The following is a 17,396-nucleotide window of genomic DNA, read 5'->3' as shown; positions in this document are numbered from 1 at the left end:
GCAAGCACACAGGCCGGCATGCGCCGGCCTGTGTGCTTTCCCGTGGCGCGGTCAGGGGCGGCCGTTGTCGTCGAGGAAGGCCAGCGCCAGGCGGTTGAACGCGCCGGCGTGTTCCGTCTGCGGCCAGTGGCCGCATTGCGTGAAATACACAAACTGTCCGCGGCAGATGTGCTTCATCGCTTCAATGCCGATTTCGTAGGGCAGGCTGCGGTCTTCCACGCCCCACACCAGCAGGGTTGGCGTATCGAGCTGCCTGCCGATCACGTCGGCGCGCTCGAACTCGCGAGACGCACCGGCCCGCGCCTTGTATGCATCCCAGCGCTCGCCCGCAAGCATGTCCAGGCGCAGCCGCACAATGTCGTCGGTGACCTGCGCGGGCTGGTTGAAGGTATTCATGCACAGCGCCTGGATGCTCTCGAACGTGGGTTCGATCGAGCCGAGGCGGCCACGGTGCGCCAGCAGCCTGTCGTTGACGGCCGCCGGCGGATCGAAATAGGGAAACGGCGCCGACAGGATCAGCGAACGCGCCCGAGGGGCGGCGGCGGGCCGGCGCAGGGCATACAGGCTGCACAGCAGGCCGCCGATGGAGTTCCCGACCAGGTGCACGGTGTCGGGCGCCAGGGCTTGAAGGGTGGCGACCAGGTGCTGGTAACGAAAGTCGATGCCGTGGTCGGCGGGCGGGCTGCTGTATCCGAAGCCCGGCTGGTCATAGGCGATCACATCGTGGCCGGCCTCGGCCAATACGGCGAAATTGCGGAACCAATTGAGTTCCGCCGACGCACCCGGCGCACCGCCATGCACCAGCATGATGGCGGGCTTGCCCGGCCTCGGCCGGGCGGGCGACCGATAGTAGGCCGTTCGTATGCCGAGTATCTCGGCATACTGCCGCGGGGCGTACGCGGTCAGGCTGACCGGCCGCGCGTCGCACGCCGGCGCGTTCACAGGATCCACAATGCCTGCTCCCTCTCAAGGTCGCGCCAGGAGGCGTGGCCGGCGGCGTGGTCGACGAAGAATTGCAGCAGCAGGCCATCCGGATCGGTCACGTACACCGCCGTGCGCAAGGGGTGCTCGACGATGCGCTCCACCTGGCCGCCCTGCTCGCGCCAGCGTTGCGCGGACTGCCGCAGTTCGCCGGCGTCGGCGACTTCCAGACCCACATGATGGTAGCCGGGGCTCAGTTGGCCGTGCGCCTGCACCAGCGCGACGTCGCGCCGACCGCAGCGCCCGCCCAGCAGCGCGTATCCTTCACCCTGCGCCAGCAGCGCCAGGCCTATCCTGCGGGTGTAGAAGGCGATGCTCTCCTGCAGGTCGGCCACGACCAGCGTGGCATGCTGCGTGCGCAGGGGGTGGAACACCGCATGCGCAACCCGGCGCAGTTCCGGTTCGGCATGATAGTTGTGACGCGGATCGGGAGGCGTCTTGCCCGGCCACCATGCCGGCTTGGGCTTGGTAACTTCACCGGTGCGCGCGGTACGCCATTCGCTGACGACGTCGGCGTACAGCTCGCACGAGTTTCCGTCCGGGTCGGCACAATAGGCCGAGTGCGCGATGTCGTGGTCCAGGGTCCGCTCGAACGCGAGGCCATCTTGGCGCGACCGCTCGTAGCCGTCGACCAGCGCGATTTCGGTTTCCAGCTCGAACGCGAGGTGATTCAGGCCCGGCGGACGGCCCTTGCCCGAAGGGCCGGAGCTTTGCACCATTCCTACGTCATGGTGCGTGTTGCCGTTACTGAGAAAACCGCCGCCGATGGCCGGCACGCGATACACCTCTTCGAAACCGACGACGTCCTGGTAGAAGCGCATTGATGCGTCGGTATCGCGAACGATGAGATTGACGTGGCCCAGGCGGCGGGGCGAAAAATAGGGGGCGTCGACGGCGCTCGTGCCCGCGTCTTGCGACAGCTCTTGCATGCTGACAACCTTTATGTTCGATTGAAAAAAGTGATTGATTCAGCATGCAATCTAGGCTTGCAAGACGGGAGCGACAAACGATTTTATTGCGCCCCATACTTGAGCACTGCGCAAGCACGGAAGAGCCGCTGGCGCATGGCCAAGGCCGCATTTCCGTTTCGCGATCTTCGGAAATACGCCGAGATTGCGGAAAAGAAAACGGGTCTCGGATTGCTCCGAGACCCGCGTCTTTCTTGGTAGGCCCCCCGAGAGTCGAACTCGGCACCAACGGATTATGAGTCGCCTAGATTGCAGCTAGGCGAAAACAAGAAGCGCAGCAAATTCAAAAACTTGCACTGCCAGCCACCCCTAAATCGGCTGCGCATCTTGCGCCATTTTGGGCCTTTTTTCAGGTACTGTGGGCATGATTTGGCCATGGCATCGAGGGCCGGTCATCTGCTGGCGTTGCCGCGTCCTAATAGGAGACGACTATGGAAGGCAACGGAATCCTGGAGCAGGTGGGCGGCCAATACCTGCCCCACGCCGAACGTCGGCCCGCGCTCCCCAAGACGAATAACGGTAAGCTCCATCTCTTCCCAACAACAAGCTAGGACGGTCATGTCGCAACGGACACATGCTGAGTCAGAAAAAGAGGTGGAACGCCTCGATGCAGGCCTAACAGCGATTGTGGAAAAAATCGGGACTTTTCAAGATACATGGGCACTTGAATGTTTTCGGGCCCTGATAGTCCTAAACGGCGGCGGCCTCGCAGGCGCTGTTGCGCTTGTTGCAGCAAGCAAGGAGCAATTTGCTGCCTCTCTACTTTACTTCATTGTCGGCATCGCCGCCGCATTCATAGGTATCTTTTCCGGCTGGGTGATGCATACAATTCAGAGCAACGCTTGGGAAAACAATCACTCGAAATTCGCGGAATCTCTAGAGTTGCAGTACCTTGGGCTGAGTAAGGGCACCCTACGATGGGTGAACGGACTGTGGATTTTCCAAGTTGCAGCGGGTTTGGGAAGCCTAATAGCTTTCACGTTGGGCGGTTGGAGATTCCTGGCTATCTGAACTCATATAACTCCATATCCTGGTCATGTGCAGCCACTACCAGACCCACGCGGGTTGGGGCGTTTTCGTTCAGAAGTCCAGCACTACCCTGAACTCAAGTGATTATTGGCTGCTGGGCAACTGAAATAATCGTCGCCTTAGTCACGTCTCCGCGGAGTTGCGCGCCATTGATGCTCAGGTACACAGGCGTCCTTGCAAATGCCGCATCACGGAGGATATCCAACTGCATCTGGTCCAGACTCTCGTCCTGAAACTCTGCGGCAAACTCTTTACCGTCCTCCTTACGCCGTAGCCAGACCCTGGTGGAGAACTCCTGCTTAAAGCTGGCCTCCGAAACAAAGTATGTTCCATTCAACTGAACTTCTTGAGAGCTTGCTCGAGGCCGACGGGCCATCTCTTTGGCGGAATGCCTATCCACTTCAATGCCGTTGATCTTCAAGGTGTCTGCGTCACCGACACTCGATAAAATTTCGTCGCGCGCCTCGTCAAAATCCTGCTTCACGTGACGCAACGCGGCCCGCGGGCTCAAGGCATCCGCCAGAATCTTTTGCCGCTTCGTTTCCTCTTGGCTCATTGCGATGGTTCGCTTTGTCTCTTCCGAGACGTGCTTGTTCTCCGCCCGATCCTTCAGATACTGTTTAGTAACGGACGTCGCCGCGATGATCGTTGCTACGCCGAGTGCTGCAATCAGCAGCTCTGTTCCTGTCATCTTGCCCACCATACTTTGCGCGATATATTGCACGGCGCTGCTCAAGTCTAGGGTAATGAGCGAACTGCCCTTTTCCACCTTCGCCTTGAACTTCAGGGCATCTCGCTGCTCTTCTTTCAAGTGGACAGCCGATGCATGATTTAGGACCACCAGAGCAAACGCACGGTTTAGCCTTTTCTGCACGTCCACGAGCGCTTCGGCCACGTCAGCCGTGATGGTGCTGTCATATCCCTCTCCCCGGAGAGAGACGCGCAACCTGGGCCAGTTCTGCAATGAAAGGTGGACATTTGAGCCTTCAAATTCTTTGCGCAAGGCACGTTCCATCAACTCAAACGCCGCTGCCTCGCTGCCAATCAGAATCTCGCCTGTCTTTTTGATGACTGGCTTGCTCAAATCCACTTTTGTACGTGTCCCCTGCCGTTTAGTCGCCACTTATCCTCTCCGACGCGCATCAAATTCCAGTTTTCTTACATTCTGACATCACTTGTCGTTATACTGGATTTTTTTCGGTCGCACGAATCAGACAGGGCCGGCTCTCGTTGGGGGTGCCTTTGAAACCTAGCCCACGACGGATCACAAAACCGACGCCATTTTTCGTTCCCCTCCAGCACCTGGCGCCGCACCTGTCCCGGCGTTCGATCAACCTCCGCAGCCGAGTCAAAATAGACCGGCCGTGCATCTTCGCAATACTCCCCAGAAGCCGGGCCCTGCCCCTCCGAGTTCAAGGTAAGCGTTTAAACCTTGGCATGGCATATGGCAATGTCCCGCCTCCCTCACAGGCATGACACGTGCTGATAGTGGATGTCGCTATCATCCTTCGGGGGTTCCATGTGCCAGACGCTGCGTTCTCCAACAAGAGGCCAATCGGCCCGAAATTGGCTACTGACCACACGGCGCCTGTGGTCAGGTAGGAGGGAGAGCTGACATGGACCTCAAGCCCTTCGACCCTATCATCCTCAAGCAGATCGACCAACTGGCCAAGGCTGATCGGGAATTGCTGGAAGCGATCGTTCTGGCTTACGTCGCCGAGATCCGACTACAACGCCACAATGGCATACGGACGGCGCCCGCGGGAAAGCCTGAAAACTGACCCCGATTTCTACTCGAACACACTGGATGTTCAACCAGTGTTTTCCCCCATGCCGTTCAAAGATCCCCTTACCGCCGAACAGTTGAGCGCCATTAAAGCGCGCCAACCTTGGAACTCCGACATCGTCGCCCTGCTGTGGTAGATCAGCCGCCTGCGCTCGTTCGTCCTACGTGCAAACCAGCTTTCCGGCGACTTGCAGCGCCCACATGAGATCCTAGGAACAGTCTTCGATGACTGGATTAAGCAGATCCACGCCGAGCCCTGCGTGCTGGAGCGCAATCAGGTTGCGGCCGAGTTGCTGGAACTGCCCGGCAAATTGCGCAAGGGGATGGAGCCAAGGTAACGTTATGCCCATAATCTATCCCAACTTTACGCATACTCATATGAACTGAGGCATCGATGAAATGGACGCTCACAATCGCCGCGCTGATGACGCTAACCGCTGGCATAACGCTAGGGGCGCTGGGCCGGTGGGAAGTTCTGGTCATCTGTTTTTTTGCCACCGCGTTGCTATTGCTGTGCGCGAACTTGGACCAGATTGCGGAGATTTCCGCTTCCTCAGACGGACTTAGAGCGAAAACAAGGGAGCTAGTCCGGCAAACCGAAGGCGCGATCAGTGAGCTGCAAATGCTAGCGGCTCAACTAGCGGCGCTTGGGCTATCCCTAATAAAGAGACAAGGACGTTTGGGTGGGTACTCAGTTCCAGAGGAGCAACGCCTGAAAAGCGATACGCTCGCCGTAGTGGCCCGTCTCGGCGTAAGAAATGAAGAAATCCAGTCTGCAATGAGCGAGTGGCATGCAGTCGAAGAGTTCGATTACGTCCAGAGCATACTTGGAAATTCCCAGATTCCCCGCCCTATCAGTGACCATGAATTAGCCAAGGAATGGAAGGATCTTCGAAACTTTTCTTTTGGTAGTGCGCCAGACCCATCTGTGTTGAGGGAATTTCTGAAAAAACACCGGCTACTGGATGATGATCGAGAAGCCTTGATCCAGGACTATGAGTTCTACCGATGCAATAGAGAACATCGCCGCATGCACATATGGGAGAAGCATTCAGACTGGCCGCCACTTGTGCGTAGCAACACTTGAGATTAGCGTTCTGGCGATCGGCCTCTGCGGCTTCATTCCGGCCTGATCGTCAACGCCCGAATGTAGCCCTGCAGGCCGTTCACCCGGTTAGCCCATCGAGCAGCATCCTTTCCCACCTCGCCAAGTCGGCGTCCAAGGCTTTCTGCTCTGCCGAGACACTCTCCAAATAGGCCGATCCAGTCGGGGCTGGCGCCATCAGGTCCTGCGCCGGCGTAGGATGCCGCGGAGCCCCGGGCGGCAAGCTGCTTGCGCAGCCCCCCAACACGAGCAAAAGCGGCATCACGATCGCGCTCGGCCCGGGCCAGCCGCGACTCGGTTTCCTGTCGCGCCAGCATGGCGCCGCGGTGTTGGGCATCAGCACGATCCCTTTCCTCCTGCCAGGCGCGCTCGATCGCGGCCTGGCGTTTTTCGATTTCGGCCTGCCTGGCGTCCCCGCCAGCCTGGTATTTGAGCGCGCCGTACCACTGACGTTCGAACGCTGCGGCTCCCAACAGCAAGGCGCCCAGCAGGCCGGCTGCGACGTAGCCCTTCCAGCCCGTCAGCATCTTCAGCAGGCCGGCGATCACGCGCGCCCCTTTCAGTCACGCGGGATCTGGAAATGCGGCCCGTCCCTGAGCGTCTTCCAGTCGCCGCCCCATTCCACCGGCACACCCAGTTCGGCGGCGCAGGCCTTGACCACGCCGGCCAGATCCGCGAAGGCCTGCCAGTTGTTCCAGGGAATCGCCCCGCCGACCAGCGACGCCAGGTCGACCGCATGGCTCAGCCCGTCCGCCTGTGGCAAGTGGTAGCTGGCCATCGTCTGGCTGACGCCCTTGGCCTACTCGACGATAAGCAACACCTGGCCGCCGAGCGTGCGATATCTGGCGACTATCTGTCGCATCCTGTCCCTATGTGTTGAATGGAACTGGATAGCCAAGCTGCCGAAAATCACGCAGTTTGAAGAGCCCGACGTGCGCGTGCGCTGGAAGCCGCGCCCGGTCATAACCACGCTTATCCAGGCAATCGCCATGGACTGGCTCAAGGAGGTTGCCCTTTTCGCCGTGGCTACGGGCATGCGCGCAGACGAGATCCTTTCCTTGACCTGGTCGCAGGTCGACACAGCGCGGAGTCATGCCTGGGTCACCCATGGTCGCGCCAAGTCCAAGCGGGCGCGGGCGGTTCCACTCAACGCCGACGCCTTGGCGGTGCTGGAACGCCGGCGCGGGATTCACGGCTCCATGATCTTCACGCGCGCGGCACGCTCAGGCCGGGCGGTCGCCAAGATCAGCCAGGTTGATGCCCGCATGTTCGAACGGGCGTGCCGCGCCATCGGCATCGAGGACTTCCATTTTCACGACCTGCGCCACACCTGGGCATCGGGGCACGTCCAGGCCGGCACGCCACTGATGGTCCTGAAAGAGCTGGGCGGCTGGGAGCGTATTGAGATGGTCCAGAAGTATGCCCACCTGGCACCGACACACCTGGCCGCGCACACCGAAACGGTCACATTTTGGTCACAGCAGACGCTGGAAAAGAAACAGCCGCCATTGCTGGCGGCTGTAGGTGCCTGAATTCACAGGACTTTCTTGGTAGGCCCCCCGAGAGTCGAACTCGGCACCAACGGATTATGAGTCCGCTGCTCTAACCAGGCATGAGCTAGAGGCCCAGGAAACGATTACTGCCCTTCCAGGAAGCTCTTCAGCTTGTCGGCCCGGCTGGGGTGACGCAGTTTGCGCAACGCCTTCGCCTCTATTTGGCGGATGCGCTCGCGCGTGACGTCGAATTGCTTGCCCACTTCTTCCAGGGTCTGGTCGGTGCTCATTTCGATGCCGAAACGCATGCGCAGGACCTTGGCTTCACGCGGGGTGAGAGAGTCTAGCACTTCCTTGACCACGTCGCGCATCGAACCATGCAGAGCCGCGTCCGAAGGCGCCAGCGTGGAGGTGTCCTCGATGAAGTCGCCCAGGTGCGAGTCGTCGTCGTCGCCGATGGGCGTTTCCATGGAGATCGGCTCCTTGGCGATCTTCAGGATCTTGCGGATCTTGTCCTCGGGCATGTCCATCTTCTGCGCCAGGGTCGCGGGATCCGGCTCGGCGCCGGTTTCCTGCAGGATCTGGCGGCTGATCCGGTTCATCTTGTTGATCGTTTCGATCATGTGGACCGGGATACGGATGGTGCGCGCCTGGTCGGCGATGGAACGGGTGATGGCCTGGCGGATCCACCACGTCGCGTAGGTCGAGAACTTGTAGCCGCGGCGGTACTCGAACTTGTCCACGGCCTTCATCAGGCCGATGTTGCCTTCCTGGATCAGGTCCAGGAACTGCAGGCCGCGGTTCGTGTACTTCTTGGCGATGGAAATCACCAGGCGCAGGTTGGCCTCGGTCATTTCGCGCTTGGCCTTGCGGGCCTTGGCTTCGCCGGTGGCCATGCGCTTGTTGACGTCCTTCAGGTCCTTCAGCGGCAGCACGACGCGCGTTTGCAGGTCGATGAGCTTCTGCTGCAGTTCCTGCACGGCGGGGATCTGGCGCTCCAGCGTTTCGGCGTACGGATGGCCGGCGGCCACTTCGTCCATGACCCACTGCAGGTTCGTTTCGTTGCCCGGGAAGACCTTGATGAAGTGCGTGCGCGGCATGCCGGCACGGTCCACACACGTGTGCAGGACGGCGCGCTCGAGCTGGCGCACTTCCTCGACCTGCTGGCGCAGCGTGTCGGCCAGCTTCTCGACCATCTTGGCGGTGAAGCGGATGCCCATCAGTTCATTCTGGATGGATTCCTGGGCGCGCACGTAGACGTCCGACTTGTAGCCGTCCTTTTCGTAGGACTGGCGCATCTTGTCGAACTGCTTGCCGACCTCGTCGAACTTGGCCAGGGCCTTGACGCGCAGGTCTTCCAGTTGCTTGCTGGACATGCCGCCGGCGGGGCCGTCGTCGCTTTCGTCTTCGTCGGCGGTGACGCCGGCGCCGGCGTATTCCTCGCCGTCTTCCGGATCGACCAGGCCGTCGACCACTTCATCGATCTGCGCCTGGCCTTCGCGCACGCGCAGGATGTGGGCGAGGATCTCGTTGATCGTGGTCGGGCAGGCCGAGATGGCCATGACCATGTGCTTCAGGCCGTCTTCGATGCGCTTGGCGATTTCGATTTCGCCTTCGCGCGTCAGCAGTTCCACCGAACCCATCTCGCGCATGTACATGCGGACGGGGTCCGTGGTGCGGCCGAAGTCGGAGTCCACCGTGGTCAGCGCGGCTTCGGCTTCGTCTTCGACGTCGTCGTCGTTGGAGGCGACGGGCGCGTTCTCGCTCATCAGCAGCGTTTCGGCGTCGGGAGCCTGGTCGTAGACCGCGATGCCCATATCGCTGAAGGTGCTGATGATGCCGTCGATCGCTTCCGCATCGACCAGGTCGTCGGGCAGATGATCGTTGATTTCGCCGTACGTCAGGTAGCCGCGGTCCTTGCCCAGCTTGATCAACTGCTTCAGGCGGTTGCGGCGGGCTTCGTATTCTTCCGGGCTCACGGGGCCGCGGGCGATCAGATCCTTGGGATCGGCCTTGCCGCGCTTGCCGCCGCGCTTCGGCGGCTTCAGGTCGGGCAGGACCTCGCCTTCGCCGTCCATCGTATCGTCGAAGCCGTCGGAATCGTTATTGGCGTTCTTGGCGGGGCGGCCCGGGCGGCGGCCGCTGGGCGCCGGACGCGCGCTGCCCACCAGGTCGGCCAGCTTGTCTTCGGCCTTCTTGGCGCGAGCCTTCGTCACCTTCTCAGGCTTGTCAGCCCCGGCAGCCGTCTTGGCCACCTTTTTGGCGGCCGTCTTGGCAGCGGGCTTGGCGACCTTCACCGCCGTCTTGGCGGGCGCTTTTTCCGCCGCCATGCTTACCGCACGCTTGGCCGTCTTGGCCTCGGTTTCGGCCGCATTCATTGCAGAGGAGGATTTGCCGGTGGATTTGGTCATAGTCGCTTCCGTGGTCGTCGCAACCCGATTGGGCATGTTGCACCGCATTAAGCCACCCTGGACGGCTGCCCAGCGCGGCGGTACTACGGGTAAAACTGGTGAATCGGCCGAAACCAAGCGGCTGCGTTGTTCGCAGCGCCAGCCCTTGTGAGCCCGCCTTGCGCCGTTCCGGTGCGCGACCGTAGTGGCTCTTGGCGTGCATGGTTTCATTCGGGGACGGATCCCGGGCGTCGGGGGGGCTGCCTGCCTATAAATAGGCGTTGCTTGCTTATCGGGCCATTGCCCAAAGCAGCTCAGTAGACACAGCACCCAAACCACTAACGCTACGCGGAAACAACCGCCGCCGAACTTGCCTGATTCACCGCTCAGCTATATTAATTAACTACGTAACAAATTTGACGCACGTATCCATTTTTTTATTTCGGCTGGCTTACTTCGGCCGGCTTACCCGGGCGCCGCGTCAAACCCTTACATCGATTAGATTCCAGCGGCAGAAATAGATTCCCGCCAGCCAGATGCATTTTGTACTGCCAACGGCGCTGTTGATTTCGCTGTTGATTTCTTCGTTGCCGGTATGAATCGGCCATAAACGCCACAATCAGCAATCAGCGCCACAATCCATCATCGGCCCGCAGCATCGGATCTGAAACCCTCCGCCCCGCGGAAAACCTTTGATTTTAGCGCATTTAGCGTATTCCAGCACCTTTCAGTACCGTCAGGCGGCTGGAAAGTTCCAAATAACGCTTGCGCGCCTCCTCGGTCGCCAAGCCGCTGGCGGCCAGCCTGGTCATCTCGGACCTGGCGGCATCGAACTCGATACGGCGCAGGGCGTCGTCCCATTCGGTTTGCGGATCGGGCAGGTCTTCCTGGGACAGGATGTCGGCCCTCAGGCCCTTCAGCACGGTCGCCAGGTCCGAATCGGGATCCGCCGCTTCCAGCAGCGCGCCGACGTGGCGGGCGCCGCTGGACTGCGCCAGCATGATCAAGTCCCTGACTAGACCTAGATGGGGTCCATGGTCGATGACTTCAAGCTGCTGGTCTCCCATGGAGTCCACCAGCTCGGGGTGCGCCAGGAGCAGGCCCAGCAGGCGCTTGGCCAGCGACGGCATGGTGCGGCGCCCTTCGAAGCCGCCCACGTCGTCGCGCCGGCCCTTCCAGCCGCCCTTTCCGCCCTTCCAGTCGCCTTTACCGCCCTTCCAATCGCTTTTGCCTTTCCAGTCGCCCTTGCCCTTCCATTCCTGCCTGCCCGGGTAGGCAGCGGCCGCCCCGGGGGATTCGCCGTCCCGGGACGGAAAATGGCCGTAGTCCGCGTAATCGGACTCATCGGCGGGAATGTCGTGGAAATCGTGTCCGCCGAAGTCATGGCCCATGTCCGGCGGGCCCGCGTCGTGGCCCGCCGCCTGGCCTGCCGCCTGCGCCCCTTCCCCCGGCCTGGGGCCGGGCGCGAAAGGCTTGGCCGGCTGCTGCGCCAGCACCTGGGCCATTTCCTCGGGCGTCAATTGCACGAGCTTGGCCATTTCCCGCTCGATCTGCACGCGCAGCGCGCATTCGGGTATGGCGGCCAGCAGCGGCTTGGCTTCGTGCAGGCAGCTTGCCCGCCCTTCCGCCTCGTCCATGTTGTGCCGCGACCCGAGCTCGTCCAGCAGGAAGCGCGACAGCGCCACCGCATCGCCCAGGCAGGCGCGGAAAGCCTCCGCGCCCAGTTCGCGCACATACGAATCCGGATCGTGCTCCGACGGCAGGAACAGGAAGCGGATCGCGATATCGTCGCGCAGCACGGGCAGGCAGGCCTGCAGCGCGCGCCACGCGGCGCGGCGGCCGGCCCCGTCCCCGTCGAAGCTGAAAATCACCTTGTCGCTCGTGCGCAGCAACTTCTTCACGTGATCCGGCGTGGTGGCGGTGCCCAGCGTGGCCACCGCGTTCGCGATGCCCTGCTGCGCCAGGCCGACGACGTCCATATAGCCTTCGACCACGATCACCTGCCCTTCCTGGCGGATGGACTGGCGCGCCTCCCACAGCCCGTAGAGCTCGTGGCCCTTCGAAAACAGCGGGGTTTCCGGCGAATTCAGGTACTTGGGTTCGCCTTTGCCGATGATGCGGCCGCCGAACCCGATCAGGCTGCCCCGCACGTTGCGGATCGGGAACATGATGCGTTCCCGGAAACGGTCGTAGCGGCGGCCGTCCTCGGACTCGATGACCAGGCCCGATTCCACCAGGACCGGATCTTCGTAGCTGGGAAAGACTTGCGACAGGCCGTGGCGGTCCGTGCCGGACCACCCCAGGCCGAAATGCGCCGCGATCTCGCCGGTCAGGCCGCGCTGCTTCAGGTAGCGGATCGCCGCGGGCGATGCCCGCAACTGCTTCAGGTAATGCGCCTGGGCGGCATCCAGCACCTGCGTATGGCGGGATTCCTCGGCCTTGCGGCGCGCGGACTCCTGCTGCTGGCGCGGACTGCGGTTTTCTTCGGGGACCGTCATTCCCACCGAGCCGGCGAGCGTGCGCACGGCATCGGGGAAACTGGCGCCCGTGTGTTCCATCAGGAAGGTGATGGCGCTGCCGTGCGCTCCACAACCGAAGCAGTGATAGAACTGCTTGGTGGGACTGACGGTGAACGAGGGGCTTTTTTCGTTATGAAAAGGGCACAGGCCAAGCAAGTTGGCCCCGCCCTTTCGCAACTGCACGTATCGCCCGACTATGTCGACGACGTCGACTCGGGCGAGCAAATCCTGGATGAATGATTCTGGAATCAATAGATTCGGGAATCAAAAATCAATACAGGCGCGGGGGCAGTTGTTGGCTACGGATGCGCTTGTAGTGGCGCTTCACGGCCGCGGCGTGCTTGCGCTTGCGCTCGGCCGTGGGCTTCTCATAGAACTCGCGCGAACGCAGCTCGGTGAGCAAACCGGTCTTTTCGATGGTGCGCTTGAAGCGGCGCAGAGCGGCTTCAAACGGTTCGTTTTCCTTCAGTCGAACGATAGGCATAAAGTAATTGGCCTGCTTGTAGGGTAACAAAAGTTGATGACAAACCTGGCTTGCTTACCAGCAACGCTGCACGGGTCCAGTTGCGCGAAGACGGCCCTCGATGACACGAAAAAATCATACCAAGAGAGGCAAGCGCCGCGCACTGGGAACCGGATTCCAGCTGGCTGTTTCCGTTACCCAAAGACTACCCAAAGAGTAACAAGCCAAGTTCGGTTTAGCGATAACCAGCGATTCTAGCATGGCCATGGGCATTTTGACTACTGGAGGGACACCTTGGGGCCACAGGCCGCCAGGCGCCCCATCCCGCCCTGCCGCCTGGCTCAGCCCTGGGAACCCTTGCGGATCCACGCCTCGAGCTGGTGCGGGCGCAGGCTGTCGTAATCTTCGAAAGGCTGGTGGATCCACGGGTTCGTGGGCAGCTTTTCGACGTAATAGTCGGGCGTCGCCTGGGAATGCCCCTTCCACCAGAGCACGGCGCTGCGCAGCTCGGTGATGTCGGAGAACTGCTTCTTGAGGTGATCGTAGACCTTGCTGAAGGTCTTGCCGGTATCGACCATGTCGTCCACCAGCAACACACGCCCGGACAGGGTGCCGCGCGTAATGGTGATGAACTGGGCGATATCCATATCGCCCTGCTTGGTGCCGGCCGCTTCGCGATAGCTGCTGGTGGCCAGGATGCCCAGCGGTACGTCGAAAATACGGGACATAACGTCGCCGACGCGCATGCCGCCGCGCGCCAGGCAAAGAATCTTGTCGAACTTCCAACCCGACTGATGCACCTGCAAGGACAGGCGCTCGATCAGGCGGTTGTAGTCGTCCCACGTCACCCACAGATGGCTGTCATCATTGGTCGGCGTGCTCATAGGCAAGCATCTCCTGCTTAAAGATACGAAAAGGCCGCCGCCGGTGTGAGACCGGCGGCGGCCTTGCGAATAATAACCCGATGTCAGCCCTTCAGGGGATGACGCAGCACAATGGTTTCGTTGCGGTCGGGGCCGGTCGACACCAGGTCGATGGGCACGCCGCAGACTTCGGCCACGCGCTCCAGATAGCGGCGGGCCGCCTGGGGCAGCTTGTCGTACTCGGTGATGCCGACGGTGGATTCGCTCCAGCCGGGCAGCTCTTCCAGCACCGGCTGCGCCTGGGCGACCGCGTGCGCGCCGTAGGGCAGCACGTCGCGGAATTCGCCGTTGACGCGGTAGCCCACGCCCAGTTGGATGGTTTCCAGGCCGTCGAGCACGTCCAGCTTGGTGATGCACAGGCCGGTAATGCCGTTCAGGCGGACCGAGCGCTTCAGCGCGGCGCCGTCGAACCAGCCGCAGCGGCGCGGACGGCCCGTGACCGAACCGAATTCCTTGCCGATGGTCGCCAGGCGGGTGCCGATCTCGTCGACCAGTTCCGTGGGGAACGGGCCCGAGCCGACGCGGGTCGTGTAGGCCTTGGTGATGCCCAGGACATAGTCCAGTTGCTGGGGACCGACGCCGGCGCCGGCCGATGCCGCGCCCGCGACGCAATTGCTGCTGGTGACGAACGGGTAGGTGCCGTGATCGACGTCCAGCAGCGCGCCCTGCGCGCCTTCGAACAGGATGCGCTTGCCTTCCTGCTGCATGGCATACAGGTTGCTGGACACGTCCTTGACCATCGGGGCGATGGCCGGAGCCAGCGCCATGGCCTGGTCGCGCACTTCGTCGGCGGAAACCGCCTCGGCGCCCAGGTACTTGGTCAGCACGAAGTTGTGGTAGTCCAGCACTTCGGCGAGCTTCTCGTCGAACAGCGAGGGATTGAACAGGTCCTGCACGCGCAGCGCGCGGCGGGCGACCTTGTCTTCGTAGGCGGGGCCGATGCCGCGGCCGGTCGTGCCGATCTTGCCGTCGCCCTTGCGCGCTTCGCGCGCCTTGTCGATGGCGACATGGTACGGCAGGATCAGCGGGCAGATTTCGGAAATCTGCAGGCGCGAACGCACGTCCAGGCCGGCTGCCTCAAGCTCTTCGATTTCCTTGAGCAGGGCTTCCGGGGACAGCACGACGCCATTGCCGATGAAGCAGGTGACGCCGGGATGCATGATGCCCGACGGGATCAGGCGAAGAATCGTCTTCTTGCCGTTGATCCACAGCGTATGGCCGGCATTGTGACCGCCTTGGAAGCGGACCACGCCCTGGACGGATTCCGCCAGCCAGTCGACGATCTTGCCCTTGCCCTCGTCACCCCACTGGGTGCCGATTACGACTACGTTCTTGCTCATGTTACGAATCAATATCGAGTTTCTCGGGAAATCCGGAAATCTCCCCGCGGCCCCCTCGTTTCCGAGAGGGAGTTAGTCACAGCGTCCTGACCGTCCAGGCGCCGTCCTGCAGCGCCAGCTCGCGATCGCAAACGAATTCGTCCTGATCCTGCTCGTGGCCGGGCAATACCTGGACGACGATTTCCCCCGACCGGCGCAGGCGGCGAACCGCCTCGGTCAGGGCGGGGGCCTGCCCCCAGGGCGCGCGAACCGCACGCGCCCGTTCCGCTGGCGCCAAACCCGCCGCCAGCTTGCGTAAATCCAGGCTGAAACCCGTGGCGGGACGCGCCCGGCCGAATGCGCGGCTGACGTCGTCGTAGCGTCCGCCGCTGACCAGCGCGTCGCGCCAGCCTTCGGCGTACAGCGCGAACTTCACGCCGGAATGGTAGCCGTAGCCCCCCACGTCGGCCAGGTCGACCCCGAACGACACACTGGGCATGGTGTCCACCACGGTTTGCAGCGCATCCAGCGCCGCGGCCACGCCGGGCAGCAGGGGCAGATCGCGGCGGGCTTCCTTCAGCACTTCGGGGCCGCCGTAAAGATTGGGCAGCAGCTTCAGGGCCTGCAGCGTCTCGCCGCGCAGGCCGGGCGCGCGCGCCGACAGTTCGACCAGGCCGGGAACGTCCTTCTCGCGCATCAGGAGGATGACCTCTTCCGACAGCGGGCCCAGGGCGGAATCCGACTCCAGGATGGCGCGAAGCACGCCCGGATGACAGAGGTCGAGCCGGGGATTGCGCACGCCGGCGATCGCCACCGTTTCCAGCACGAGCTGGATGATTTCCAGATCGGCCTCGAAACCGGCATGGCCGTAGATCTCGGCGCCGATCTGCAGCAGCTCGCGGCTGGCCAGCAGGTCCGCCGGGCGGGCATGCAGCACGTTGCCGCAATAGCAAAGGCGGGTGACGCCCGCGCGGTTCAGCAAGTGCGCGTCGATGCGCGTGACCTGAGGAGTCATGTCCGCGCGCACGCCCAGCGTGCGGCCCGACAGTTGGTCGATCAATTTGCACGTACGCAGATCCAGATCGCTGCCCGTGCCGGACAGCAACGAATCGATGTATTCGACCAGGGGCGGCGCGACCAGCTCGAAACCGTACGTGCGGTACAGATCGAGAAGTTCGCGGCGCAATTCCTCGATGCGCCGGGCCTCGGCCGGAAGTACGTCGGCAAGGCTCTCGGGCAGCAACCAGTTACCCATGAATGTTTACCTGAATAACGCCTAGTGATGCGTGGGCGTCGCCCAAACGAAAAGCGGCTGAGGGGCGTAAGCCCGCTCAGCCGCTGCGGAATGTTTTCTAGCTTACGCGGTATTGTACATGGTTCGGCGGCCGGCGCCAGCCGGAATTGCCCGCGCAAGCAACCGTCCCCCATTGCGCCGGGGCGAGGCGCCCTAGCGCCGAAATGCGAAAAAGCCCCTTGGAAATCCAAGGGGCTTTGCGTTGCGCGCTAGCGCGGCCGTATCACTTGGCCGGCACGGTGACCGGAGCCAGGGCGGCGCCGGCCGGGTCCTTCATGAACTGGAAGAAGCTGGAGCTGGGGTCGACCACCAGCACGTCGCCCGGCTTCGAGAACGAAGCGCGATAGGCTTCCAGGCTCTTGTAGTACGTGTAGAACTGCGGGTTCTTGCCGTAGGCCTGCGCGTAGATCGATGCCGCGGCGGCATCGCCCTCGCCCATGATGCCCTGGGCCTTGGCATACGCCTGGGCCACGATCACTTCGCGCTGGCGGTCGGCTTCGGCGCGAATCTTCTCGCCTTCGGCGGCGCCGATGGAACGCAGTTCGTTGGCGACGCGGGTGCGCTCGGCTTCCATGCGGCGATACACCGATTCCGAAATCTCCGGCGCGAACTCGATGCGGCGCAGGCGCACATCGACGATCTGCACGCCCAGGGGCTCGGCGCGCTTGGCCACGTTGGTCAGGATCTCGGCCATGATCTTGTCGCGCTCGGTCGAGACCACGTCGCGCACCGTGCGCACGTTGACCGACGCGTTGAGCGCGTCGCGGATCAGCGCTTGCAGGCGTTCCTGCGCCACGCGTTCGTTGCCGCCCGTCGACACGTAGTACTGGCGGGGGTCGGCAATGCGCCACTTGACGTAGGAATCGATCAGCAGGTTCTTCTTTTCGGAAGTCTGGATGCGTTCGGCTTCGTTGGTTTCGATGGTCAGAATGCGCTTGTCGAGCGTCACGACATTCTGGAACGGCGGCGGGGCCTTGAAATACAGGCCGGGTTCATTGATGGTCTTGCGCACTTCGCCCAGCGAGAACACCAGGGCGTAGTCGCGCTCGCGCACGACGAAGACGCAGGAAGACAGGGCGGCCAGCACGATGAGCAGGCCGACCAGGATAGGCATGAGACGTTGCAT

General features: G+C 62.2%; 16 protein-coding genes and 1 tRNA gene. 4 read left to right on the top strand and 13 right to left on the bottom strand.

All coding sequences use genetic code 11. The annotated features are described in order from the left end of the window. Window positions 1-51: 51 nt before the first annotated feature. Complete coding sequence (locus WHX56_RS15225) at window positions 52-951, bottom strand: alpha/beta hydrolase (RefSeq protein ID WP_338881718.1); 900 nt, start codon at window positions 949-951, stop codon at window positions 52-54. Further along, the gene (locus tag WHX56_RS15220) at window positions 939-1,910 is read right to left on the bottom strand and encodes a VOC family protein (protein ID WP_338881717.1); all 972 of its coding nucleotides are present in this window, start codon (window positions 1,908-1,910) and stop codon (window positions 939-941) included. The genes WHX56_RS15225 and WHX56_RS15220 overlap by 13 nt, the downstream gene beginning before the upstream one ends. Before the next feature lie 597 nt (window positions 1,911-2,507). Here WHX56_RS15220 and WHX56_RS15215 point away from each other — a divergent pair. Beyond that, the gene (locus WHX56_RS15215) at window positions 2,508-2,960 is read left to right on the top strand and encodes a hypothetical protein (protein WP_338881715.1); all 453 of its coding nucleotides are present in this window, start codon (window positions 2,508-2,510) and stop codon (window positions 2,958-2,960) included. 94 nt (window positions 2,961-3,054) lie between these two features. Here the strand turns inward: WHX56_RS15215 and WHX56_RS15210 are convergent, their stop codons facing one another. Further along, window positions 3,055-4,101 (bottom strand): hypothetical protein, encoded by a 1,047-nt coding sequence (locus WHX56_RS15210; RefSeq protein ID WP_338881714.1) that lies wholly within the window; start codon window positions 4,099-4,101, stop codon window positions 3,055-3,057. Window positions 4,102-4,594: 493 nt separating this feature from the next. Between WHX56_RS15210 and WHX56_RS15205 the strand changes: the two genes are divergently transcribed. Both WHX56_RS15205 and WHX56_RS15200 read left to right on the top strand, forming a co-directional pair. Beyond that, a complete protein-coding gene (locus WHX56_RS15205; protein ID WP_338881594.1) occupies window positions 4,595-4,759 on the top strand; it encodes a 2'-5' RNA ligase in 165 nt (54 codons plus the stop codon). A gap of 399 nt (window positions 4,760-5,158) precedes the next feature. Continuing rightward, complete coding sequence (locus tag WHX56_RS15200; protein ID WP_338881712.1) at window positions 5,159-5,851, top strand: hypothetical protein; 693 nt, start codon at window positions 5,159-5,161, stop codon at window positions 5,849-5,851. Between the two features lie 32 nt (window positions 5,852-5,883). Here the strand turns inward: WHX56_RS15200 and WHX56_RS15195 are convergent, their stop codons facing one another. After that, complete coding sequence (locus tag WHX56_RS15195) at window positions 5,884-6,417, bottom strand: hypothetical protein (RefSeq protein ID WP_338881711.1); 534 nt, start codon at window positions 6,415-6,417, stop codon at window positions 5,884-5,886. Window positions 6,418-6,428: 11 nt separating this feature from the next. After that, the gene (locus WHX56_RS15190; protein ID WP_338881710.1) at window positions 6,429-6,647 is read right to left on the bottom strand and encodes a M15 family metallopeptidase; all 219 of its coding nucleotides are present in this window, start codon (window positions 6,645-6,647) and stop codon (window positions 6,429-6,431) included. A 16-nt stretch (window positions 6,648-6,663) separates the two neighbouring features. Between WHX56_RS15190 and WHX56_RS15185 the strand changes: the two genes are divergently transcribed. Beyond that, window positions 6,664-7,401, top strand: a complete 738-nt coding sequence (locus tag WHX56_RS15185; RefSeq protein WP_338881709.1) for a site-specific integrase — start codon at window positions 6,664-6,666, stop codon at window positions 7,399-7,401. A 16-nt stretch (window positions 7,402-7,417) separates the two neighbouring features. Here the strand turns inward: WHX56_RS15185 and WHX56_RS15180 are convergent. The 8 genes from WHX56_RS15180 to hflC all read right to left on the bottom strand — a co-directional run bounded on the left by WHX56_RS15180 (window position 7,418) and on the right by hflC (window position 17,396). Continuing rightward, a tRNA-Ile gene (locus WHX56_RS15180) sits at window positions 7,418-7,496 on the bottom strand. A gap of 9 nt (window positions 7,497-7,505) precedes the next feature. Then, complete coding sequence (rpoD, locus tag WHX56_RS15175; protein ID WP_129240551.1) at window positions 7,506-9,773, bottom strand: RNA polymerase sigma factor RpoD; 2,268 nt, start codon at window positions 9,771-9,773, stop codon at window positions 7,506-7,508. A 686-nt stretch (window positions 9,774-10,459) separates the two neighbouring features. Then, window positions 10,460-12,523 carry a DNA primase gene (gene dnaG, locus WHX56_RS15170; protein ID WP_338881706.1) on the bottom strand — a complete coding sequence of 688 codons (2,064 nt, stop codon included), beginning with the start codon at window positions 12,521-12,523 and terminating at the stop codon, window positions 10,460-10,462. Between the two features lie 19 nt (window positions 12,524-12,542). Further along, window positions 12,543-12,755 carry a 30S ribosomal protein S21 gene (rpsU, locus tag WHX56_RS15165; RefSeq protein WP_006218592.1) on the bottom strand — a complete coding sequence of 71 codons (213 nt, stop codon included), beginning with the start codon at window positions 12,753-12,755 and terminating at the stop codon, window positions 12,543-12,545. Window positions 12,756-13,075: 320 nt separating this feature from the next. Further along, window positions 13,076-13,618 (bottom strand): phosphoribosyltransferase, encoded by a 543-nt coding sequence (locus WHX56_RS15160; RefSeq protein ID WP_129240553.1) that lies wholly within the window; start codon window positions 13,616-13,618, stop codon window positions 13,076-13,078. An 83-nt stretch (window positions 13,619-13,701) separates the two neighbouring features. After that, entirely contained in the window at window positions 13,702-14,997 is a 1,296-nt protein-coding gene (locus WHX56_RS15155) for an adenylosuccinate synthase (RefSeq protein WP_165360131.1), read from the bottom strand. A gap of 76 nt (window positions 14,998-15,073) precedes the next feature. After that, on the bottom strand, window positions 15,074-16,231 hold the full coding sequence (locus WHX56_RS15150) for an ATP phosphoribosyltransferase regulatory subunit (protein WP_129240555.1): 1,158 nt from the start codon (window positions 16,229-16,231) through the stop codon (window positions 15,074-15,076). A gap of 262 nt (window positions 16,232-16,493) precedes the next feature. Continuing rightward, a complete protein-coding gene (gene hflC / locus WHX56_RS15145; protein ID WP_129240556.1) occupies window positions 16,494-17,396 on the bottom strand; it encodes a protease modulator HflC in 903 nt (300 codons plus the stop codon).

It is taken from the genome of Achromobacter veterisilvae, assembly GCF_037619525.1.
Taxonomy (GTDB): Bacteria; Pseudomonadota; Gammaproteobacteria; order Burkholderiales; family Burkholderiaceae_B; genus Achromobacter; species Achromobacter veterisilvae.
This window is presented reverse-complemented; position numbering and strand designations above follow the sequence as displayed.

Bases quoted from the DNA above. Each gene is read 5' to 3' on its own strand.
- WHX56_RS15220 (WP_338881717.1), bottom strand. From the start codon at position 1,910: ATGCAAGAGCTGTCGCAAGACGCGGGCACGAGCGCCGTCGACGCCCCC.
- WHX56_RS15215 (WP_338881715.1), top strand. From the start codon at position 2,508: ATGTCGCAACGGACACATGCTGAGTCAGAAAAAGAGGTGGAACGCCTC.
- WHX56_RS15205 (WP_338881594.1), top strand. From the start codon at position 4,595: ATGGACCTCAAGCCCTTCGACCCTATCATCCTCAAGCAGATCGACCAA.
- WHX56_RS15200 (WP_338881712.1), top strand. From the start codon at position 5,159: ATGAAATGGACGCTCACAATCGCCGCGCTGATGACGCTAACCGCTGGC.
- WHX56_RS15190 (WP_338881710.1), bottom strand. From the start codon at position 6,647: ATGGCCAGCTACCACTTGCCACAGGCGGACGGGCTGAGCCATGCGGTC.
- rpoD (WP_129240551.1), bottom strand. From the start codon at position 9,773: ATGACCAAATCCACCGGCAAATCCTCCTCTGCAATGAATGCGGCCGAA.
- rpsU (WP_006218592.1), bottom strand. From the start codon at position 12,755: ATGCCTATCGTTCGACTGAAGGAAAACGAACCGTTTGAAGCCGCTCTG.
- WHX56_RS15160 (WP_129240553.1), bottom strand. From the start codon at position 13,618: ATGAGCACGCCGACCAATGATGACAGCCATCTGTGGGTGACGTGGGAC.
- WHX56_RS15155 (WP_165360131.1), bottom strand. From the start codon at position 14,997: ATGAGCAAGAACGTAGTCGTAATCGGCACCCAGTGGGGTGACGAGGGC.
- WHX56_RS15150 (WP_129240555.1), bottom strand. From the start codon at position 16,231: ATGGGTAACTGGTTGCTGCCCGAGAGCCTTGCCGACGTACTTCCGGCC.
- hflC (WP_129240556.1), bottom strand. From the start codon at position 17,396: ATGCAACGTCTCATGCCTATCCTGGTCGGCCTGCTCATCGTGCTGGCC.